Here is a 20931-nt window from a genome sequence, read left to right as displayed (position 1 = left end):
ACCGCCGCGGCGGTCCTGCTCGCCGCGGCCGCGGCTCTCCGGGCGTTCGCGCCGGCGGTAATGACATCGTTGCCGGCGAGTCCGGCGGCAGCCGGTCCGCCGGCGGCCGGCGGCGGTGCGGCGGCCGTCGACATCGCCCTGAGCGACCGGACGGCGCGCGCCCTCGGCGTGGCGGCCGGTGACGTGATCGAGATCGCGCCGACCGCGGCCGGTCCGTGGCGGCGCGTCCGGATCGCGCACCTCTACCGGCCGTTGCTGTACCCCACCGAAGTCGCCGATCGCGACGCGGACGTCCGGTTGCACCTTCCCGACCTGCAGGCCCTCACCGGTTCGGGCGACGCGGTCGACAGCATCGTCATACGGCTCCGCGACTCGTCCCGGGCGCCCGGCGTGGCGTCGGAGCTGACGGCGATGGGCCTCGGCGTCCACGCGTACACGTCCGTCGAGCTCGCCCGCCGCAGTTCGAGTTCGTTCGAAGTGATCGCGCGCTTCCACCGCGCGATCGGCGCGGTCGCGGTCCTCGCGGGCAGCGTCTTCCTCGTGACGATCATGACGCTGCGCGGCGAGGAGATGCGGCGCGAAGTCGGTATGATGCGCCTCATGGGTCTGGGCTCGCGCACCGTGGCGTCCGCGGTCCTGCTCGTCGCGGCCGCGGTGGCGGTCGCCGGCAGCCTCGCCGGCGCGGGACTGGCATATGCGATCTCGTTCGCGATCAACGCGTACTATCGGCGGCTGTTCGACACCGACATTCTCTTTTCGCGCGTGACGTGGCGGCTGGTCGCGGACGCCGCGGCTCTTTCGGTCGTACTCGGCCTGGCCGCCGGGGCGCTCACGGCCTGGCGGCTGCTGCGCCGGCGCCCGCTCGACCAGATCGGACGCTAGCGGCGTGGCATCCCTCGTCTTTCTCGCCGGCCGGATGCTCGGGCGCAATCGCGTGCGCAGCGCGCTCGTCCTCCTCGGCCTCGCGGTGACCGGCGCGCTCCTCCTCGACATGACCATGCTCGCGCACGGCCTCGAGACGAGCCTGGGCACCGTGCTCGGCCGGATCGGCTTCGCGATCCGCGTGCTGCCGAAGGGCGCGCTGCCGTTTGCGGGGGAAGAAGAGGTCGGCGGCGCGGACCGCCTCGCCGGAGCGATCGCGCGGCAGGCCGGGGTGGCCGAGGCGGTGCCCGTCGCCGCCACCAACGTGTACGCGCAGCACGATGGGAGACGGTTCCCGACGTTCGTCCTCGCGGTGCCGGGCGGCGGCACGGGCGCCTACGCGCTCCTCGAAGGCCGCGACCTGCCGCCGGCGGACCGGCTCGCGCCGGACCGCGCGCCGGGCGGAGCGCCGGCCGCGATCATCAACCCGACCATGGCCCGGCGCGACGGGGTGCGGATCGGCGACACGGTGGTGCTCTCGGCGGTGCCGTCGCGGGGGCTCGCGCCGCTCGCGGCGTCGCGCGCGTTCCGGGTTTCCGGCATCGCCGACTTCTACGTCGACCTCGCCTCGCAGCGGTCGATCTCCATTCCCACGGCCGATCTGCGCGCGCTCCAGGGCCGGCCGGCCGGGGCGGCGTCCATGATTCTCGTGCGCCTCAACGACCCGGCGCGCGCCCCGGCGCTGGTGCGGTGGATCGAGGCGCAGGACCCGCGGGTCGACGCGCTCAGCAACGCGGACTTCCTCGCGCGCCTCGCGACGCGGCTCACGTATTTCAATCAGTTCTCGCTGATCCTCGGCTCGCTCAGCGTCGCCGTCTCGTTCCTCCTGATCACGGCGATCGTGACGCTGTCCGTCGGCGAGCGACTCGGCGAGATCGCGACGCTTCGCGCGATCGGCTTTACCCGCGCGCGCATCGCGTCGCTCGTCCTGCTGGAGGGCGCGGCGCTCGGCGTGGCGAGCCTGCCGGGCACGTTTCTCCTCGGACTTGTCATCGCGCGCTACCTCGACGGGATCCTCAGGCAGGCGCCGGGGCTCCCGGTCGACCTCCACTTCTTCGTGCTGACCCCCGCGGCGGCGACGCGCACGATCGCGCTGCTCGCGGCCACCGGCGCCGCGGCGGGCGTGTACCCGGCGGCGGTCGCCTCGAAAACCGCGGTCGCCGCCACGCTGCACGCCGAGGTGCAATCGTGAGCGCCCGTGCCGACGCGGCCGCGGCGTTCGGCACGCCGGACGCCGCGGCCGTCACAGCGGATGCGGTGGTCAAGGAGTACCGTACGGCGGGCGGCACGGTGCGCGCGCTGCGCGGCGTGAGTTTGAGCGTCGAACGGGGACGAATGGTGTCGATCGTCGGCCCGAGCGGCTGCGGCAAGTCGACCCTGCTGCACCTGCTGGGCGGCGTGGACGTGCCGACGGAGGGCGCCGTCACCCTGCTCGGGCAGGACACCCGCGCGCTCCCCGACGCGCGGCTCGCAAAACTGCGCCTCGCACACGTCGGCTTCGTCTTCCAGCGGTTTTTTCTGCTGCCGATGCTCACGGCCGAGGAGAACGTGACACTGCCGATGCTGGAGGCGGGAGTCCCCGCGTCCGCGCGTCGGGCGCGGGCGGCGGCGCTCCTCGAGCGGGTGGGGCTCGCCGGCCGGGCGGGGCACCGGCCCGGACAGCTGAGCGGCGGCGAGATGCAGCGGGTGGCCATCGCGCGCGCCCTCGCCAATCGCCCCGCGCTGCTTCTCGCCGACGAGCCGACCGGCGAGCTCGACGACGCCACGGGCCGCGAGATCATCCGGCTGCTGCGCGACGCGACGCGCGACGGGTGCGCCGTCGTGGTCGTGACCCACAACGCCGAACTCGCATCGCTTGCCGACCGGCAGCTCCGCATGCGGAACGGAACCGTCGTATGACGCCGGCGGCCCGGTTGGTCGCGCGGCGGGCGCTGCTCGACCGGCCCTGGCGCTCGACGCTGCTGCTGCTCGGCTACGGCGTCGGCGTGGCGATCATGATCGCGCTGCTCTCGGTCGGCGACGCGCTGCTGCTCGAGGCGAAGGACCGGAACCTCGTGGCCGGCGGCGACGTGGTGGTGCTGCCGGAGGGTATCGATCCCGCGGTCATCAAGGTGAACGGCGTAACCGGTATGTTCCTCACCGTGCCGAACGCCGGGTTTCTCGTGCGCGACGTCCTCGAGGGCCCGCGCTTCCGCCGCGACGTCGCCGCGGCCGCGCCGCAGATCTCCTCGAGGCTGCTCTACGTGCGAGCGCACGGCCGCGTGGTGACGGCGAGCGCCTCGGCCGGCATCCCGTCGCTGGACCGCGCCGCCCGCGCCGCCCGCGCCGTGACGGACGGGAGCGACAGCGCGGCGGACGAGGCGTGGCTGCATCCAGCGCCGGCAGCGCTGGCCCACGTCCTCGACCGCTTCCACGTAGTGCCGGCCGCGCCCGCGCGATCTCGTTCCCGCGCCGCCGCGCGGTCTCCGTGGGTGGAGTGGGACTACTTCAACGTCTTCGATCCTGCAACGCACGCGTACGCGTACCTCACGCTTATCACCGGAGCCCAGCCGGCCGGCGCGGTGCTGGCCCGCGTCAAAGTGCCCGGCGCGCCCGTTCGGGACGTGGTTATCCCAAGCGTGCTCCTGCCGGGCGATATCTCGACGGAGACGGCCGAGCAGCACCTCGGCCCCGCGCGGCTCACCGCCGGCCCGCGCGGCTACCGCCTCACCGTCGACGATTCGCGGCTGCGGGTCGATCTCACGATTCGGCCGGACGCCGGTTTCGTACTGCCGGCGACCGAGGTGCGGCTCGGACCAGCGGTGAGTGGCTACGTGGTCCCGGTGGCGCGCGGACGGGCGGACGGCACGATTCGAACCGGCGGCCGGACGCTTGCGTTTGCGGGCGCGCCGGCCTACCACGACCACAATTGGGGCACGTGGGCGGGCGTCACGTGGGAGTGGGGGCAGGCGTCGAGCGACGTCGGCGCGCTTGTCTATGCGAGCGTGCACCTGCCGAACCCAGACGTGCCGGACGGGGGACGAACCCGGGCCACGCTCTTTGTGTGGCGGCGGGCCCGGCCGGGGGCCGCGCCCGCGCAGGACTCCGGAGGTCTCGTCGCCGCGCTGCCGGTGACCGGCGTGACGTACAGCGGATGGCGGCCCGGGCCGGTGGTCGACGGCCACCGCGTGGCGGCGCCGTCCGAGGTCACGGTCCACGCCGAGAACGGACCCGACACGGTCACGGTCCGAATCGTCGTGCAGGACGCGCTCGGCAGCCGGCCCCTCGGGACGCCGGCCGGCGCCGAGGCGGCCGGCCGGGTCCCGGTCTTTCTGCAGCTGCGCGGGGACGCCGCCCTCCTGGGCACGATCGGCGGCACGGAGATCTCGTGGCACGGGCCGGCCGCCTCGGAGACGTTCGTGCGGCCGTGAGCGTACGCGGATACGGAGGATCCCGGGTCCGGGCCGTCATCTTCGACCTCGACGGACTCATCGTAGATACGGAGACGCCGGAATATCTGGCGTGGCAGGCTGTGCACGCCCAGCACGGCTGGCCGTTTCCGATCGAGTCGTGGCGCCTCAACATCGGACGCGCCGACAGTCCGTTCGATCCACTCGGGCGCTTCCGCGAGCCGGACAGCCCGATGGCGCCGGAGGCGGCGCGGGCGGTGTGGCAGGATCACCACGACCGCCTGCAGCGGGAATTCCTGAAACCGCTGCCGGGGGTGGCGGCCTTGCTGGAAGGCGTGCGCGCGCACCGGCTCCGGACCGCGGTGGCTTCGTCTTCGCGGATTGCGCGGGTGCGGGAGCGCCTCCGGGAGATCGGCCTGACGGCTCAATTCGACGCGGTCGCCGGCGGCGACGAAGTGCGGCGGGCAAAGCCCGCGCCGGACGTCTATCGCTTGGCGGCGCAGCGGATCGGGGTGGCGGAACGAGCCTGCGTCGCGCTCGAAGACAGCGAGTCGGGGGTGCAGGCCGCGAAGGCCGCCGGGATGTGGTGCGTCGCGGTGCCGTCGGCGCTGACGCGCGGGATGGATTTCTCGGCGGCCGACCTCGTAGTGGGGAGCCTGCTTTACGTCACGGTGGAGACCCTCACCTCGCTGCCCGGGCGGGCCGGCGACGCGGGGCGCAGCGCCCCGTCGTGACGGCGCCGCTCTTCTGGACCGCGTTCGTGCTCGGGATCGTGTTCTGCGCGCCTCCCGGCGTCGTGCTCGCGGAGGCCCTGCGACGCGGCATGCGTCGGGGATTTGCGGGCGCGCTGCTGACCGAATTCGGGTCGCTCGTCGGCGACGCGACCTGGGCGGCGCTCGCGCTGTCCGGCGTCGCCTACCTCACGGTCTACCGGCCGGCCGCCGCCGTGCTCGGCGCGCTCGGCGTCGCGCTTCTCTTCTCGGTCGCCTGGAGGGCGCTTCGGGATGCCCGCGCCGGCGCGGTCCCGCACGCCGCGGAGCCCCGGGCCACGGCGTCCCGCGGCGACTTCGCGGCCGGCGCCGCCCTGTCGCTTTCCAATCCGCAGAACATCACGTTCTGGCTCGGCGTCGGGGGCGGGGCGGTGGCCGCGCTCGGCGCGAACCGTCAAGACGTACTCCCCGTGTTTTTCGGCGGATTCATGCTGGCGTGCGTGGCGTGGTGCTTTCTGATGGCCGCGGTGATCGCATGGGGCCGCCGATTTCTGTCCCGTACGCTTTATCGGGGTATCAACCTTGTGTGCGGCATCGCCATGGCGTACTTCGGCGTCAGGTTGCTGCTGGTGCTGACGTCGAACGGCGGCCCGGCGCGAATACACTAGTAGGGCGGGGTATTGCGTCCATGGGAGAGCCAGCAGCCGTGAACGATCCTGATGCCGTTATCAACGCCCTCGGCCTGACCAAACGTTATGGACGGAGACGCGCCATCGAAGATGTGACTTTTTCCGTGCAGGAGGGCGAGATCTTTGGATTCTTGGGGCCGAACGGAGCCGGGAAGACAACCACAATCCGCGCCCTGCTCGGACTGGTGCGCCTCCAGCATGGTCGGGCCACGATGTTCGGAGAACCGGCCGGCCGGGCGGATCGCAGCCGTCTGGGGTTTGTTCCAGGAGAGCTGAGCCTGTTTGAAAGTATGACGGGGGGCCAGGTCCTAGACTACCTGGGGGCGCTGACACGTCGACCGGCGCTGCGACGCACGCAACTGCTGGAACGGTTTGCGCTCAGTCGGCAAGATCTGGGCCGTCCGATTCGGCATTATTCGCGCGGCATGAAGCAGAAGCTCGGGATAGTACAGGCGCTCCAACACGATCCCGTCCTCCTCGTGATGGATGAGCCCGCCGAAGGTTTGGATCCTCTCATGCAGCAGGCGTTCTATCAGTTGCTCGACGAGTTGCGCGCGCGGGGCAGGACGGTGTTTATCTCCTCGCATCTCCTCTGGGAAGTCGAGCGGATCTGCGACCGCGTGGCCATCATCCGCGAGGGGCGGCTTGTCGCGACCGAACGCATCGACTCGCTGCGGCAGCGCAGCCCCCGTCGAGTCGAAGTCCAGTTCTCGCGGGCCGCCGACGCGACCGCCTTCCGGCCTGCCGCCGGGGTCGCCGTGGACCGCGTGGACGGCGCGCGGCTCACGATGCGGGTGCCGGTGGAAAGAACGGCCTCGATGCTGGACGCCCTCGCGCCGTGGGACGTCGCGGACTTGGTGTGGGAGCGGCCCTCCCTGGAGGACATCTTTCTCGGCTATTATCGCGGGCATCCGGATGCGTCCTGAAATCTCCCGGCGGCTCCGCTTCAGTCTTCGCGCACTGGGAGTCTACTCCGCGGGCCTCGTCCTCTTTGAATACCTGCTCGCGGTCGTCTACGGGACATTAGGAGGGCCGAACCTGGGGGCAATGGTGCAATTGCTCCCGCCGGGCATCCAGGCGCTCCTCGGCAACGAAGTTGGCCGGCTGCTGACGCCGCAGGGATTTCTCGCGTTCATATTCGTCCATCCCTTCGTGTTGGTACTGATGAGCGCATTTCCGATCGCGTTTGCATCCGGCGCCCTGGCCGGCGAGGTCGAACGCCGCACGATCGCGCTCGTCCTCACGCGCCCTATCAGCCGTCGCCAGGTGGTGACCAGTATCGCGTTGGTGATGGTGGCCGGCATCGTCGCAATGTGCGCCGCGCTGTGGATGGGGCTCGTTCTCGTCACCCGGCTTCGCGGTCTTGGCCCTGTCGATGTGACGGCGCTCGGCTGGGCCGCCGCCTCGGGAACGGTGGCGTTCTGGGTAATCGGCGGCGTGACACTGCTGAGTTCCGCGGCGGCCAGCGAGGCGGGCCGGGCGGGCGCGGTCGGCACGGCGTTTGCCCTGGTGTCGTATGTCGCGGACTACGTCGCCAACCTCGCTCCGGCGTGGAGATGGCTCAAGCGGTACTCCGTGTTTGCATACTGGGACCCGCAGGGTGTCGTGGCCCGTGGTGGGCTGATTTGGTCCGACGTGGCCGTCCTGGTAGGCGTTGCGGCGCTCACCACCGTCCTTGCGGTGGTCGTCTTCGAGCGGCGCGACGTCGTCGTCTGAACGCGGCAGCCCCGCTCAAAACCAAAGGAGTGGGGGAGCCCTCACTTCCCAACCGGCGACGCCGTGGTCCGGTGGCCCGCGGGCGGGCCGTTCTACGTCCGAATCTGTCCGGAGCCCCAGATGATCCACTTCGTCGTCGTCAGGTCCGCGAGGCCCATCGGCCCGCGCGCGTGGAGACGGTTGGTGCTGATCCCGACCTCGGCGCCGAGACCGAACTCCCCGCCGTCGACGAGCCGCGTGGACGCGTTGACCAGCACCGCGGCGCTGTCGACCTCGCGGACGAACCGCTCCGCGCGCGCGCGGTCGTTCGTGACGATCGCGTCGGCGAGCGCGGTGCCGTGCCGCCGGATGTGGTCGACGGCCGCGTCGAGGCCGTCGACCACGCGGACCGCGAGCACGAGGTCGAGATACTCGGCGTCCCAGTCATCGTCCGTCGCCGGCGCCGCCTCCGGCGCCAGCCGGCGCGTCTCCGCATCGCCGCGCACCTCGACGCCCGCCGCCCGCAGCGCGGAGACCAGCGGCGGAATGATCCGCGGCGCCGCCGGCGCGTCGACGAGCGCCTTTTCGAGCGCGTTGCACGTGCTCGGGCGGTTCGTCTTGGCGTTGAGGATCAGCCGCACCGCCATCTCGAGATCGGCGTCCCGGTCGACGAAGACGTGGGTCACGCCCCGGTCGTGCTTCAGGACCGGCACGCGGGCGTGCTCGGTGACGAGCCGGATCAACGCGGGCCCGCCCCGCGGGATGACCAGGTCGACGAGACCATCGAGGCGCACCAGCTCCCGGATCGCGTCGTAGTCCCGCCGCGCGAGCAGCGTGACCGCGGCCTCCGGGAGGCCCGCCGCGCGAAGACCCGCCGCAATCGCCGCGCCGAGCGCCTCGTCGGAGTGCCGCGACTCCGCGCCGCCGCGCAGGATCACCGCGTTCCCGGACCGCAGGCAGAGGCCCGCCGCGTCCACCGTCACGTTGGGGCGGGACTCGTAGATCATCGCCACCACGCCGATCGGCACGCGCACCCGGCGGACCTCCATGCCGTTCGGACGGACGCGGACCTCGACCGCGGCGCCCAGCGGATCGGGCATCGCGGCGATTTCCTCGAGCGCACGGGCGAGCTGCCCGACGCGCGCCGTGGTGAGGGTGAGGCGGTCGCGAAACGCCGCCGGGCGGTCGCCGAGCGACGCGAGGTCCCGGCCGTTGGCGTCCAGGATCGCCGCGGCGTCCGAGCGGACCGCCGCGGCGATCGCGCCGAGGACCGCGCGGCGTGCCTCGTCGGGGGCGTAATGCAGCGTCTGCGCCGCCGCGCGCGCGGCGCGGGCCTGCGTTTCGACGCCGACAACCGCGGAGCTCACCGGCCGATCCGGTCTCGGCCGCCCTCGCGGCCGTTCGGCAGTCCTGCCGTTACCACCAGGTTGTCGCGGTGAACGACTTCATCGTGGGTCTTGTCGCCGAGGAGGCGCGCGATCTCGGAGCTCCGGCGGCCCTGGATTCTGGCGAGATTCGCGCTCGAGTAGTTGACGAGTCCTCGGGCCAGCTCCTGCCCGCGGCCGTCGGCGATCGTCACTGCCTCGCCCGCGTCGAACGTGCCGCCGATTCCGACGATCCCGGCCGGGAGAAGGCTCTTGCCGCGGCGCAGCGCGGCCGAGGCGCCGTCGTCCACGACGAGGGTGCCTCGGGCGACCAGGCCGAACGCGAGCCAGCGCCCGCGGCCGGAGAAGCGACCCGCTGGCAGAAACAGTGTTCCGAGGCGCTCCCCGCTCAGGAGCCGCGCGAGAGGGCGCTGCACCGCGCCGCCCGTGACCACGGTCGCCACCCCGGATTCGGTGGCGATGCGGGCGGCTTCCACCTTGGTCGCCATGCCCCCGACGCCCTGCGCGGTCACGGTGCGCCGCGCCGCGCTGACGATCCGCGCATCGATACGCTCCACGGTCGGGATCAGGCGCGCCCCCCGCTGGCGCCGGGGATCGGCCGTCATGAGACCCTCGACGTCCGACAGCACGACGAGCAGACTCGCCGCGACGAGGCTCGCCACGAGCGCCGAGAGCGTGTCGTTGTCGCCGATCTGGATCTCGTCGGTGGCGATCGTGTCGTTCTCGTTGATCACGGGCACGACGCCCTCGGCGAGCAGCGCGAGCAGCGTTTGCCGCGCGTTGACATAGCGCCGGCGGTCTTCGAAATCCTGGCGCGTCAGCAGGATCTGCGCAACGCGCAGCCCGAGCCGGTCGAACGCCGCGCTGTACCGCTGCATCAACACCGGCTGCCCGACCGCGGCGAACGCCTGCTTGTCAATGAGGCGCCGCGGCCGGCGGCGGCCGAGGAGCCCCGCGCCGGTCACGATGGCGCCGGAGGAGACCAGCAGCACCTCGCGCCGCCGCCCGACGGCGGCCGCGATGTCCTCCGCGACGGCGGTAATCCGCGCGGGGTCGACGACCGGAGCACCGCCGGTCAGCGTGGTCGTACCGACCTTGAGGACGATCCGGGTCGCCGCCGCGAGCGGCGTCACGGAGCGCCGAGCGTAAGACGCACGGGGTAGTTCGAGCCGCTTTCGGGCACGGTGAGGATCCGGATCATCCGGCGCGTCTGCGGGCGGAGAGGAAAGCTCGTCACGGTCTGCGGCGCGTTCGGCTGGACGAGCTGACTCTCGACGATCTGGTCGCCGATCACGAACGTACCACGGGCCTGCCCGCCGTCGGCGTGCAGGACGAGCTGCGCGACCGCGGACGCCGCGGTCGGGTTCGAAACGTCGACGTCGAACCGATAAACGACGCCGTAGTTGCCCTGGAGCGGCGCGCCCGTCTGGCCCTCGTGCAGCAGGTCGGGGTCCGCGGCGAGCACCATGATCGCGGGCGGACCGCCCACCGTGTAACGCATCGTGCGGCCGATCTGCGGACGGATGAACGCGCCGCGCTGATGGACGCGATCGAAATCCGGCGCGAAGCTCATCACCGACGGATCCGGCTCGCTCGCGAGCCGCGCCACGACCTGCACGTTCACCCGGTCGCCGTCGAGCAGGCTGAACTGCGCGATGCCGCTCGTGACCGCGAGGGGCGGCAGATCTTCAACGTAGAGCGGCACCGTCGAGTTACCCGGCAGCCGCACGAGAAAGCCGGCGTGGTGGGCGTATTCGTCGAGGAACACGCGGGCCGCGTCGTGCCCGGGCGTCACCTCCTCCTGCGACGGACCGCCGACCGCCCCCTGGACCCACATCGAGACGGGCTCGCGCCCGGGGTTGCTGAGCGTCACCGCGATGAACATGTGCTGGCTCTTCGACCCGTTCTGGTGGTGGAAGAGCAGCCGCACCGTCTGCGCGGACGACAGGGCCCCGGTGTAGAGGATCTTCCCGAACGGGATCGTCTCCGGACTGTTGCTGACCAGCAGAATCTCCGCGTCGTTCCAGGGAATGATGGTGTTCGTCAGCGCGAACCGGGCCAGCCGGAGCGCGGGCGGCATGCCGGGCGCCTGCACGGTCAGGCCGGCAACCACCGTCTCGTCCGCCGAGGCGTCGAGCGGCACGAGGGGCGGCTGGGTCTGGGCGAGCCGGACGAGCGACGACGGCTGCACCCCGAGCGCAAGCCGCGCCGCGGTCGTGATCGCGAGTCGCAACGTGTCGAGGGTCGCGGGCCCGCCGGTCACCGAGACCGGCACCGGCGGACCCGGGGGGGGCGGCGGAGCGGGCTGCGCCGCGCCGGGAACGAAGGGGGCCGCGGAGAGCAGCGCGGCCAGCGCGACGGCGGCACAGCGTGGGACGGCGGGAAGCTTCATCGATCGTCGCACATCAGGTATCTACGGACGCGCACACGTGAGGTGTTTCCCGTGTACGCCCGCCGATCCTCCAGCGCCGCGCGGCGCCCGGAGGAAGCGGTGCGCGGCGAGGCCGAAGAATCACGCAGGCTGACGAAGGAGGAAACCGCATGCAGGTGGATCTGTCAGGCCGGGTCGCGGTCGTATCGGGCGCGAGCGCCGGGATCGGGCGCGCGATCGCGCACGGCTTCGCGGAGGCCGGCGCCGACGTTGTGATCGGCAGCCGCCGGGAGGACGCCGTCACCCGAGCGGCGGACGAGATCGCCGGGGCGACGCGCCGGACCGCGGTGCCCGTCGTCGCCGACGTCGCCACCCCCGCGGGCGTGGAACGGCTCCTCGGCGCCGCCCGGGAGCGGTTCCGCCGGCTCGACGTCCTCGTCGCCAACGCCGGCGGGCCGCCGGCCGGATCCGGCCTCACGTTGACCGACGCGCAGTGGGAGCAGGCCTACAACCAGAACCTCATGAGCGCCGTACGCCTGATTCGCGGCGCGGTGCCGCTGATGCGGGCGAACGGCTGGGGCCGCATCCTCACCGTGATCACCTCGGGCGTCAAGGTCCCGATTCCGCAACTGGTCCTGAGCAACGTCTTCCGGTCGGGCGTGGTGGCGTTTACGAAGACCCTGTCGTTCGAGCTCGCGCCCCACAACATCCTCGTCAACAATCTGGCGCCGGGCCGGATCGACACGGACCGGGTGCGCTGGCTCGACGGTGTGCGCGCCAAGGAGACGGGCAAACCGGTCGAAGCGATCGTCAAGGAAAGCGAAGCCGGCATCCCGCTCGGCCGCTACGGGGAGCCGCGGGAGTTCGCCGCGCTGGCGGTCTTCCTCGCGTCCGAGGCCGCCAGCTACATTACCGGCCAGACGATCTGCATCGACGGCGGACAAATGCGCTCGATGATGTAGCGGCCCCCGCGCATGCATCCGAGAGTCAGGGCCGCGCTGCTGGTCGCGGCCGCCGCGTCGTTTCTCAATCCCTACATGGTCAGCGCGCTCACCGTCGCGCTCCCGGCGGTCGGCCGGGAGTTCCACACCGACGCCGCGACGCTGAGCTGGATTACGACCGCCTACCTGCTGGCGAGCGTCGTCTGCTTCGTGCCGTTCGGGCGCCTCGCGGACCTGTACGGCCGCCGGCGGCTGTTCACGATCGGGGTCGTGTGGTTCGTGCTGGCGTCGGTGGCCTGCGCGCTGGCCCCGTCCACGGCCGTGCTGCTCGTCTGCCGCGTCCTCCAGGGCGTGGCCTCGGCGATGATCTTCAGCAACGGGGTCGCGATGCTGACCGCGGTCGCGCCGCCCGAGCTGCGCGGCCGGCTGCTGGGGGTCACCGTCGCGTGCGTGTACACCGGGCTGTCGCTCGGCCCGATCATCGGCGGCGTGCTGACGCAGGTCTTCGGCTGGCGGTCGGTGTTCCTCGGTACGGTCCCGCTGGGTTTCGCCACGTTTGTCCTCGCCGCGTGGTACCTGCCGGGCGGCGCCGACGCGCCTCGTGCCGAAACCGGGGCCGCCGAGCGCGCGGACGGCATCGACGCCGTAAGCGTCGCGCTCTACGCGGCGATGTTCATCGGGTTCGCGATCGGGCTGTCGCTCGTGCCCGCTCCGCCCTCGCCGTGGCTGATCGCCGCCGGACTGGCCGCGGGCGCGGCGTTCGCGTTCCGGTCGTTGCGCGTCCGGTCGCCCGTCCTGGACGTCCGCCTGTTCCAGACCAACCGCGTCTTCACGCTGTCCAGCCTCGCGGCGCTGCTCAACTACGCCGCGGGGTCGCCGAGCGCGTTCCTCGTCAGCCTGTCCCTACAGTATCTGAAGGGCATGACGCCGGTGCACGCGGGCGCGGTGCTGATCGCGCAGCCGGCCACGCAGGCCGTGATTTCGCCCGCGGCCGGCTGGCTCTCCGAGCGGATCGAACCCCGCACCGTCGCCTCCATCGGAATGGCGATGACGGCCGGAGGGCTGGCCGCGCTTGCCGCCGCGCCGCCCGGAGCACCGGTCTCGTACGTCGCCGCGGCACTCATCGTGATGGGCGCCGGCTTCGGGTTGTTCTCCTCGCCGAACACCAACGCGATCATGAGCAGCGTCCCGCCGCGCATCTACGGGGTTGCCGCGGGCGTCACCAGCACTGTGCGGATCGCGGGACAACTGCTGAGCTTCGCCGCGATCACGATGATCTTCAACGCTTTCCTCGGCTCAGCGCCGGTAACGGCCGAGAACCTGCTCCGCTTCCGCGCCGCCGCCCGCCTCGGGTTTGCCGTCTTCGCGGCCGCGTGCGCGACCGGTGTGCTGGCGTCGCTCGCCCGCGGCAATGTGCATGCCGGGACCGGTCCGCCGACCTCCGCGCCCGTCCGCATGCTCGAATCTCCGGCGCCCCTCGTCCTGTCTTCGCAGGGCCCCCGACCGCGGTCGCGGCCTCCCGGCGGCGCCTTCAGGAAGGAGCCGACAGATGCCTGAGCCGCTCTCCGTCGCCGTGTTCTCCGGCAGCCTGCGCGCGGTGTCGTACAACCGCGCGCTCGCACGCGCGGTGCGCGACCTCGCGCCGCCCTTCCTCGCCGTCCGGATCGAGGAGATCGACGCGATCCCGCTCTACAATTTCGATCTGGAGAGGGCGGCGTTTCCCGAGGCGGTCACGCGCCTCAAGCACGCGCTGCGCGCCGCGGACGGCACGCTGATCATCACGCCCGAACACAACTTCTCGATGTCCGGGGTGCTCAAGAACGTGATCGACTGGATCAGCCGGCCGCCGGGAGACTCCGCGCTCCGCGGCAAGCCGGTCGGCATCCTCGGCGCCACGACCGGGCAGGCCGGGACGGCGCGGGCGCAGATGCATCTGCGCGACGTGCTCGTCAACCTCAACGCCATCGTCATGCCGCAGCCGGCCGTGCTGATCGCGCGCGCCGGCGACAAATTCGACGCGGACGGCCGGCTCACCGACGAGGAAACGGCGAACCACGTGCGCGCGTTCCTGGCCGCCTTCGCGCGGTGGATCGGGTTGATTGCCCGAAAGCCGGTGCCGGAGGACTAGCCGGAGTGCGTGGACAGGTCGGGTACCCGGACGGGCGCCCCGCGCGGCCTGCGCGGGCCGAATCCGGCCCCGGGGCAGGGTGCGGTCGCGGAGCGGTCGAAAACGTCGAGCAGTTCCGCACGGCGCGGCCGTTGGATTCCCTCAGAGGCGGTGGTGCAGGTGGCGGTCTCCCGGTATGTCGGCGCTCGGGTGAGGCGCATCGAGGACCCCAAGCTCATCCGCGGCGAGGGTCAGTTCGTCGACGATCTGACGCTGCCGAGCATGCTGCACGCCGCCTTCGTGCGCAGCCCGCACGCCCACGCGCGGATCGTGCGGATCGATCTCGGCGCGGCGCGCGCAATGCCGGGCGTGACCGCGGCCTTTGCCGCATCGGACCTCCCGGAGATCCAGAAGCCGCTTCCGATCCTGACCGTCGCCGACATGCAGAGCGCTGCGCACCGTCCGCTCGCCTCCGGCGAGGTGCACTATGCCGGGCAGCCGGTCGCCGTGGTTGTGGCCGACGACGCGTACCGCGCCCGGGACGCCGCGGAGCGCGTGACCGTGGAATACGCGCCGCTGCCGGCCGTGATCGACCTGGAGCGGGCGGCGGCCGGGGCACCGTACGTCCATGAATCGCTCGGCACGAACGTGGCGTACCGGCAGGTGCTCGACGAGGGGGACGTGGAGGCGGCTTTCCGCGGGGCGCCGGTCGTCGTACGCCGGCGCATGATCAACCAGCGCCTCGCGCCCGTATCGCTCGAGCCCCGGGGCACCGTCGCGATGTACGACGGCAGCACGGGGCAGGGCATCCTGACCGTCTGGAACTCCACGCAGGAAGCGCACGCGCTTCGAGACGGGATCGCGCAGACGCTCGGGCTCGAGACCGGGCGGATCCGGGTGATCACACCGGACGTCGGCGGGGGGTTCGGGGCGAAGCTCAACACGTATCCGGAGGACGTCGTCGTCGCGCAGGTGGCGCGTCGCCTCGGCCGCGCGGTGAAATGGATCGAGACGCGGCGGGAAAACATGCTCACCACGACCCACGGTCGCGCGCAGGTGGCCGACCTCGAGGCCGCCGCTGAGCGCGACGGCCGTCTGCGGGGGCTGCGCATGCGCGTGCTCGCCGACCTCGGCGGTGAGCTGATCTACCTGACGGCGATCATCCCGACGCTCACGCCGCTCATGATCCAGGGGCCCTACAAGATCCCGGCGATCCGCAGCGAGTTGCTCGCGCTCTACACGAACACGTGCCCGACCGGCGCCTACCGTGGCGCGGGCCGGCCGGAAGCGACCTACTACCTCGAGCGGATTATGGATCTCGTGGCGCGCGAGGCCGGCGTGGACCCGGCGGAAGTCCGGCGGCGCAACTTCATCCCGCCCGCGGAGTTTCCGTACAAAACCCTCACCGGCGCGACGTACGACTCCGGCGAGTACGCGAAGCCCCTCGACGAGGCGCTGCGGCTCTCCGATTATGCCGCCCTGCGGCGGCGGCAGGAAGAGGCGCGGCGGGAGGGCCGCCTCCTCGGTATCGGCCTTTCCAGTTACGTCGAGATCTGCGGCTTCGGCCCGTGGGAACTCGGCACCGTTCGAATGAACCCCGACGCCACGGTGACCGTGATCACCGGGACGTCACCCCACGGGCAGGGCGGCGCCACCGGGCTGGCCCAGATCGTCTCCGACGCGCTCGGGATTTCGCCTGAGCAGGTGACGGTGGTGCACGGCGACACCCTGATGGTCCAGTACGGCGGCGGCACGAGCGGAAGTCGCAGCATGTCGCTCGGCGGCTCCGCCGTGTACCTGGCCTCGATGGAGGTGCGGGAGCAGATACTCGGCATCGCCGCCGTGATGCTCGAAGCCGCTAAGACCGACCTCGTGCTCGAGGACGGCGGTGTGACGGTGCGCGGCGCGCCGGGACGGGGTGTTGCGCTCGCCGAGATCGCGAAGGCGGCCTATGCCGGCCGGCATCTCCCCGAGAACCAGAGCCCGGGCCTCGAGGCGACGAGCCGGTTCAAGTCGGAGGGGACCACGTTTCCCTTCGGCACCCACGTCTGCGTCGCGGAGGTCGACGCCGACACCGGCAGTGTGCGCCTCGAACGCTACGTCTGCGTGGACGACTGCGGCCGCGTCATCAATCCGCTGCTCGTCGACGGACAGATCCACGGCGGCATCGCGCAGGGCGCCGCGCAGGCGCTGCTCGAGTATGCGGCCTACGACGAGCAGGGCCAGTTGCTCACCGCCGCCCTGTCCGAGTACGCCGTCCCGAAGGCCCACCACATGCCGCGCGTCGAGCGCGGCCGGTCGGTCACGCCGACCCCGCGCAACCCGCTCGGGGCCAAAGGGATCGGCGAGGCCGCGACGATCGGCTCGACGCCGTGCGTCGTGAACGCGGTCGTGGACGCCCTCGCGCACCTGGGCGTCCGGCACCTCGACATGCCGCTCTCTCCCGAGCGCGTGCGGGCCGCGATCGCAGAGGCGCAGGATACGCGGGGGAGGCCCCGATGAGCCGGCCCGACACGCTGAGGCTCCACGATCTCGTAGTCGACCACGTCTACACACTGCCGGAGAAAGAGGGATGGCAGTGGCAGCCGCCCCTGACCCACGCGCTGTCCAGCCTGTCCGCGGCGCAGGCGGCGTGGAAGCCGTCGCCGGACCGGCACTCGATTTGGCAAATCGTCCGCCACCTGACCCTGTGGAAGGGCGGCGTGGTCGACGCCTGGAACGGCAATCCGGCCGACGGACGGCAGCTCCTCGCTTGCGATCGGCGAGAGGCCGGGGGCGGCGAGCAAGAGTGGACGCGCGACCGGCAGATGCTGCTCCGATCTCGCTCGAACTGTTGAGTCGCGTGCACGCACTCGACGACGCGGGCCTCTCGCGCGCGATCGACTGGTACCAGGGCCGGCACCGGCAGGCGATCGCGATGCGCATCGTCCGGACCATCACGCACGACGCGTACCACACGGGCCAGATCCAGTACCTGCGGGCGCTCCAGGGCGTCCCGCGCTGACGATGTAACGGCCGCGAAACGGCGGACGGTGCCGGTGACAAGCATCAGGGAACGCGCCAGGGCGACGGCGGCGATCCGCAGGTCCGGTTCCGACAAGGCGATGCCGCTACGCTCGAAAGCCGCGCGCAACCGGTCATAGACGACCCCGCGTCCCGATCACACGGCAGCACGATCACGGCGCCCGCGACACTCTCATGTCGCGCCGCGACAGGAAAGAGGCCACTATTGGCGAACGTCAGTTCGGGGGACGATCGACCCCGCCCGAGCGCCGTTGACGCAGGAGCTGCCGCATGACATTGGACCAGATCATCGAAGCGCTGCGCGCGCGTCCGCGCTTTTCGTCGCATTTCACGGCCTGGCACACCATTCCCGAGCGCACGGCCCAATACGAACCCTTTCCCTCCGGGATCGACGTGCGGCTCGCCGAGGCGCTCGGCCGCACGGGGATCACCCGGTTGTATTCGCATCAAGCCGAGGCGTACAGCCGCGTCCGTTCAGGTTCGGATATCGTCGTTGTCACCCCGACTGCGTCCGGCAAGACGCTCTGCTACAACCTGCCGGTGCTCGATACCGCCCTTCGCGACCACCAGGCCCGCGCGCTGTACCTCTTTCCGACGAAGGCGCTCGGCGCCGATCAGGTGGACGAGCTGCAGACGCTGATTCACCTGCTCGGCGCCGATGTGCGCGCGTTCACGTACGACGGCGACACGCCGGCGGACGCGCGCCGCACGATCCGGGCGGCGGGACACGTCGTCGTGACCAACCCCGACATGCTGCACACCGCGATCCTGCCGCACCACACGAAGTGGCTGCGATTGTTCGAGAACCTCCGGTACGTCGTGCTCGACGAATTGCATCACTACCGCGGCGTGTTCGGCTCCCACCTCGCAAACGTGCTGCGGCGGCTCGCGCGGATCTGCGCGTTCTACGGCAGCACGCCGCAGTTCATCTGCTGCTCGGCCACCATCGGGAACCCGAAAGAGCACGCCGAGCGCCTCACCGGCCGCACGATGGCGCTGATCGACCGCAACGGCGCGCCCTCCGGCGAGCGCGTGGTTGGCTTCTACAATCCGCCGGTCGTCAACGAACAACTCGGCATCCGCATCGACGCAGTGCGCGAGTCCGTGACGCTGGCCGGCGAGTTGCTGGGCGGCCGGATTCAGACGATCTTCTTCGCCCGATCCCGCCTCGCCGCGGAGTTGCTCACCACGTACCTGCGCGCGGCCGCCGAGCGACGCTCGCTGTCCGCCGACGCGATCTGCGGCTACCGCGCAGGCTACCTGCCCTCGGAGCGGCGGAAAATCGAGGCGGGGCTGCGGAGCGGCGCGGTGCGGGCGGTGGCCGCCACCAACGCGCTCGAGCTGGGCATCGACATCGGGCAGCTGAGCGCCGCGGTGCTGGTCGGCTATCCCGGCACGATCGCCAGCACCTGGCAGCAGATGGGCCGGGCCGGCCGGCGGCGCGAGCGGGCGCTCGCGGTCCTGGTCGCAACCAGCGCGGCGCTCGATCAGTTCATCGTCCGCCATCCCGACTATCTGCTGCGCCAGGGCGCCGAAGAAGCCCGCACCAACCCCGACAACCTGCTGGTGCTGGCGAGCCACCTCAAGTGCGCGGCGTTCGAACTCCCCCTGCGCGACGGCGAAACCTTCGGGCCCAACACGCTGCCGGAGATCCTCGCGTACCTCGAGGAGGCCGGCGTCCTGCACCACGAGGACGACGCCTGGCACTACATCGCGGAGGCGTACCCGGCGGAGGACGTCAGCCTGCGCAGCGCGAGCCAGGAGAACGTCGTGATCATCGACACGACCGACCCGCGCCCGCGCGTAATCGGCGAGATCGACCTCGCGTCGGCGCCCGCGTTCGTCCACGAGGACGCGATCTATATCCACCTCGGCCAGCAGTACCACGTCGACCGGCTCGATTGGGAGGAACGGAAGGCCTACGTCAGGCGGGTCGACGTCGATTACTACACCGACGCCCAGATCGCGACCGACCTGCGCGTGATGGCCGAGTTCGCCAAGGCGGACGACGCGGCGCACGGCGAAGTCACGGTGACGTTCCGGCCGACGATCTTCAAGAAACTGACCCTCTCCAACCACGAGAACGTCGGCTTCGGCACGATCCACCTGCCGGAGACGACGCTGCACACGACCGGCGCCTGGTGGGTGTTCCCGCGGTCTCGCGTCGCCGACCTCGACAACGACACGCTGCAGGGCGCGCTGCTCGGGGTGGCCAACGCGCTGCACAACGTCGCGCCGCTCTATCTGATGTGCGATCCCCGCGACCTCGGCGCGCTCGCCGAGACGCGCTCGCCGCACACCGGCGAGCCGACGGTGACGGTCTACGAGCAGATCCCGGGCGGGGTGGGGCAGGCGGAGCGGCTGTTCGCGCTGCGGCGCGACCTGTTGGACACCGCCGCCTCGCTGATCGAAGGTTGCGGCTGCGACGCCGGCTGCCCGTCCTGCGTCGGTCCCGTCCTCGGCCTCGGTCCGGACCCGAAACGCCGGACGCTGCGCCTGCTGCGCGACGTCTGTGTCCCTGCCTGAGACCGCGGTCGACGCGCTTCGCGAGCGGCTCCGCCGGTACGGGGCGGGCCTCGCGCCGAGGGACAAGACAGGTCGTTCGGTACCGGCGCCGGCCCACCGGCCCGCGGCGACCGCCGCCGGCGGCGACGGCGTCGAAGTGGTCCGCGCGCGCTATGCCCTCGGCCACCGCCACGGGCGCGTCGAGATCGGCGCCAGCATCGGCTGGGTCGCCGAAGAGCACGCGGGGGCGGCCGCCGGCATGGTCTGGCTCGACACCGAAACGACCGGGCTCGCCGGCGGAACCGGAACGTACGCGTTTCTGATCGGGCTGGCCTACGTGGACGGCGACGTGCTCGTCACGGAGCAGTTTCTGCTGCGGCGCCTCCGGTCGGAGGCGCATCTCCTCGGCGCGGTCGGCGAACGGCTCGCGGGACGGCCGCACCTCGTCACGTTCAACGGCCGGCGGTTCGACTGGCCGATCCTCGAGGCGCGGTTCGTCCTCGCGCGCCAGCGCCCGGCCTCGCCGGAGGTCCACACCGATCTCATCACGCCCGCGCGCCGCCTCTGGCACCGCGTCTTCGGCACGTACCGGCTGAGCACGCTGGAGGCGGAGATCGTCGGCGCACCGCGGCACAACGACGTTCCCGGGTGGCTGATCCCCGGCATCTACGTCGAGTATCTGCGATCGGGCGACCGCGCCGCGCTCGATCCGGTGATCGCCCACAACCGCGCCGATCTGCTGGCGATGGTCGCGCTGCACGGCGAGGTGCTCCGGACGCTCCACGATCTGGAGGCCTCGCGGGTGCGGTTCGACTGGGAAGGCGCGGGGATGCTGCTCCTCCGACGCGGCGATTGCGGGCGGGCGGCGGCGTGCTTCGACCGCGCGGTCGACGCGGCGGCGGCACCCCGCGATCGCTGGCGCGCGCTGCGGCGGCTCAGCCGCGCGTACCGGCTCACGGGGGCGGAGCCGGCGCGGCGCCGGCGCCTCGAAGCCGAGGTGGCATCCTGGCAGGCGGCCGATCTCTACCGGGCGCACGTGCTGGAGGAAGTCGCCAAGATCCGCGCGCGCGCAGGGGATGTCGCCGCGGCGCGGGGCGCCGCGGGCGAAGCGCTGGAGATCGCATCGCGCCTCGGCCTCGCCGCGCCCGCGGCGCGGCTTGCAAAGCGGCTCGCCCGGCTCCGCTAACCGAACCG

19 protein-coding genes are annotated in these 20931 nt (G+C 71.8%); 16 read left to right on the top strand and 3 right to left on the bottom strand.

Annotated features, from left to right (window positions below; genetic code table 11):
* Nucleotides 1-60: 60 nt before the first annotated feature.
* The 8 genes from VFL28_09060 to VFL28_09025 are packed head-to-tail and all read left to right on the top strand — an operon-like array spanning nucleotide 61 to nucleotide 7425.
* Complete coding sequence (locus tag VFL28_09060; GenBank protein ID HET7264808.1) at nucleotides 61-882, top strand: FtsX-like permease family protein; 822 nt, start codon at nucleotides 61-63, stop codon at nucleotides 880-882.
* A 4-nt stretch (nucleotides 883-886) separates the two neighbouring features.
* Nucleotides 887-2113, top strand: coding sequence for an ABC transporter permease (locus tag VFL28_09055; GenBank protein HET7264807.1), 1227 nt, complete (start codon nucleotides 887-889; stop codon nucleotides 2111-2113).
* Nucleotides 2110-2820 carry an ABC transporter ATP-binding protein gene (locus VFL28_09050; protein HET7264806.1) on the top strand — a complete coding sequence of 237 codons (711 nt, stop codon included), beginning with the start codon at nucleotides 2110-2112 and terminating at the stop codon, nucleotides 2818-2820. The genes VFL28_09055 and VFL28_09050 overlap by 4 nt, the downstream gene beginning before the upstream one ends.
* Nucleotides 2817-4331, top strand: coding sequence for a tocopherol cyclase family protein (locus VFL28_09045; protein ID HET7264805.1), 1515 nt, complete (start codon nucleotides 2817-2819; stop codon nucleotides 4329-4331). Before VFL28_09050 ends, VFL28_09045 begins: the two co-directional genes overlap by 4 nt.
* Nucleotides 4328-5044 carry an HAD-IA family hydrolase gene (locus tag VFL28_09040; GenBank protein HET7264804.1) on the top strand — a complete coding sequence of 239 codons (717 nt, stop codon included), beginning with the start codon at nucleotides 4328-4330 and terminating at the stop codon, nucleotides 5042-5044. The genes VFL28_09045 and VFL28_09040 overlap by 4 nt, the downstream gene beginning before the upstream one ends.
* A complete protein-coding gene (locus VFL28_09035; protein ID HET7264803.1) occupies nucleotides 5041-5688 on the top strand; it encodes a LysE family transporter in 648 nt (215 codons plus the stop codon). Before VFL28_09040 ends, VFL28_09035 begins: the two co-directional genes overlap by 4 nt.
* A gap of 38 nt (nucleotides 5689-5726) precedes the next feature.
* A complete protein-coding gene (locus VFL28_09030; protein ID HET7264802.1) occupies nucleotides 5727-6635 on the top strand; it encodes an ABC transporter ATP-binding protein in 909 nt (302 codons plus the stop codon).
* The gene (locus VFL28_09025) at nucleotides 6625-7425 is read left to right on the top strand and encodes an ABC transporter permease subunit (GenBank protein ID HET7264801.1); all 801 of its coding nucleotides are present in this window, start codon (nucleotides 6625-6627) and stop codon (nucleotides 7423-7425) included. Before VFL28_09030 ends, VFL28_09025 begins: the two co-directional genes overlap by 11 nt.
* A 92-nt stretch (nucleotides 7426-7517) precedes the next feature.
* On the opposite strand, the gene VFL28_09020 is transcribed toward VFL28_09025, so the two are convergent.
* From VFL28_09020 to VFL28_09010, 3 genes are read right to left on the bottom strand one after another with little or no spacing between them, the layout of a single operon-like run.
* Nucleotides 7518-8771 carry a glutamate-5-semialdehyde dehydrogenase gene (locus tag VFL28_09020; protein HET7264800.1) on the bottom strand — a complete coding sequence of 418 codons (1254 nt, stop codon included), beginning with the start codon at nucleotides 8769-8771 and terminating at the stop codon, nucleotides 7518-7520.
* Nucleotides 8768-9922, bottom strand: coding sequence for a glutamate 5-kinase (gene proB / locus VFL28_09015; GenBank protein ID HET7264799.1), 1155 nt, complete (start codon nucleotides 9920-9922; stop codon nucleotides 8768-8770). Before proB ends, VFL28_09020 begins: the two co-directional genes overlap by 4 nt.
* The gene (locus VFL28_09010; GenBank protein ID HET7264798.1) at nucleotides 9919-11181 is read right to left on the bottom strand and encodes a hypothetical protein; all 1263 of its coding nucleotides are present in this window, start codon (nucleotides 11179-11181) and stop codon (nucleotides 9919-9921) included. The genes proB and VFL28_09010 overlap by 4 nt, the downstream gene beginning before the upstream one ends.
* Nucleotides 11182-11330: 149 nt before the next feature.
* Between VFL28_09010 and VFL28_09005 the strand changes: the two genes are divergently transcribed.
* The 8 genes from VFL28_09005 to VFL28_08970 all read left to right on the top strand — a co-directional run bounded on the left by VFL28_09005 (nucleotide 11331) and on the right by VFL28_08970 (nucleotide 20923).
* Nucleotides 11331-12122 carry an SDR family oxidoreductase gene (locus tag VFL28_09005; GenBank protein HET7264797.1) on the top strand — a complete coding sequence of 264 codons (792 nt, stop codon included), beginning with the start codon at nucleotides 11331-11333 and terminating at the stop codon, nucleotides 12120-12122.
* A gap of 12 nt (nucleotides 12123-12134) precedes the next feature.
* Nucleotides 12135-13658 carry an MFS transporter gene (locus tag VFL28_09000; GenBank protein HET7264796.1) on the top strand — a complete coding sequence of 508 codons (1524 nt, stop codon included), beginning with the start codon at nucleotides 12135-12137 and terminating at the stop codon, nucleotides 13656-13658.
* Nucleotides 13651-14229 carry an NAD(P)H-dependent oxidoreductase gene (locus VFL28_08995; GenBank protein ID HET7264795.1) on the top strand — a complete coding sequence of 193 codons (579 nt, stop codon included), beginning with the start codon at nucleotides 13651-13653 and terminating at the stop codon, nucleotides 14227-14229. Before VFL28_09000 ends, VFL28_08995 begins: the two co-directional genes overlap by 8 nt.
* 159 nt (nucleotides 14230-14388) lie before the next feature.
* Nucleotides 14389-16710: a glyceraldehyde dehydrogenase subunit alpha gene (gene cutA / locus VFL28_08990; protein ID HET7264794.1), complete on the top strand. Its 2322-nt coding sequence runs from the start codon at nucleotides 14389-14391 to the stop codon at nucleotides 16708-16710.
* Nucleotides 16707-17045 (top strand): DinB family protein, encoded by a 339-nt coding sequence (locus tag VFL28_08985; GenBank protein ID HET7264793.1) that lies wholly within the window; start codon nucleotides 16707-16709, stop codon nucleotides 17043-17045. The genes cutA and VFL28_08985 overlap by 4 nt, the downstream gene beginning before the upstream one ends.
* Nucleotides 17046-17050: 5 nt before the next feature.
* Complete coding sequence (locus VFL28_08980; protein ID HET7264792.1) at nucleotides 17051-17212, top strand: hypothetical protein; 162 nt, start codon at nucleotides 17051-17053, stop codon at nucleotides 17210-17212.
* 290 nt (nucleotides 17213-17502) lie between these two features.
* Nucleotides 17503-19758, top strand: coding sequence for a DEAD/DEAH box helicase (locus VFL28_08975; GenBank protein ID HET7264791.1), 2256 nt, complete (start codon nucleotides 17503-17505; stop codon nucleotides 19756-19758).
* Nucleotides 19745-20923: a ribonuclease H-like domain-containing protein gene (locus VFL28_08970; GenBank protein HET7264790.1), complete on the top strand. Its 1179-nt coding sequence runs from the start codon at nucleotides 19745-19747 to the stop codon at nucleotides 20921-20923. Before VFL28_08975 ends, VFL28_08970 begins: the two co-directional genes overlap by 14 nt.
* Nucleotides 20924-20931 lie beyond the last annotated feature (8 nt).

The organism is bacterium, assembly GCA_035691305.1.
GTDB lineage: Bacteria > Sysuimicrobiota > Sysuimicrobiia > Sysuimicrobiales > Segetimicrobiaceae > DASSJF01.
The sequence above is the reverse complement of the archived record's forward strand: the minus strand, read 5'-3'. Positions and strand labels throughout refer to the sequence as shown.

Excerpts from the sequence above, each read along its gene's own strand:
- VFL28_09060 (HET7264808.1), top strand. The coding sequence starts at position 61 with ATGACATCGTTGCCGGCGAGTCCGGCGGCAGCCGGTCCGCCGGCGGCC.
- VFL28_09045 (HET7264805.1), top strand. The coding sequence starts at position 2,817 with ATGACGCCGGCGGCCCGGTTGGTCGCGCGGCGGGCGCTGCTCGACCGG.
- VFL28_09025 (HET7264801.1), top strand. The coding sequence starts at position 6,625 with ATGCGTCCTGAAATCTCCCGGCGGCTCCGCTTCAGTCTTCGCGCACTG.
- VFL28_09010 (HET7264798.1), bottom strand. The coding sequence starts at position 11,181 with ATGAAGCTTCCCGCCGTCCCACGCTGTGCCGCCGTCGCGCTGGCCGCG.
- VFL28_09005 (HET7264797.1), top strand. The coding sequence starts at position 11,331 with ATGCAGGTGGATCTGTCAGGCCGGGTCGCGGTCGTATCGGGCGCGAGC.
- VFL28_09000 (HET7264796.1), top strand. The coding sequence starts at position 12,135 with ATGCATCCGAGAGTCAGGGCCGCGCTGCTGGTCGCGGCCGCCGCGTCG.
- VFL28_08995 (HET7264795.1), top strand. The coding sequence starts at position 13,651 with ATGCCTGAGCCGCTCTCCGTCGCCGTGTTCTCCGGCAGCCTGCGCGCG.
- VFL28_08985 (HET7264793.1), top strand. The coding sequence starts at position 16,707 with ATGAGCCGGCCCGACACGCTGAGGCTCCACGATCTCGTAGTCGACCAC.
- VFL28_08975 (HET7264791.1), top strand. The coding sequence starts at position 17,503 with ATGACATTGGACCAGATCATCGAAGCGCTGCGCGCGCGTCCGCGCTTT.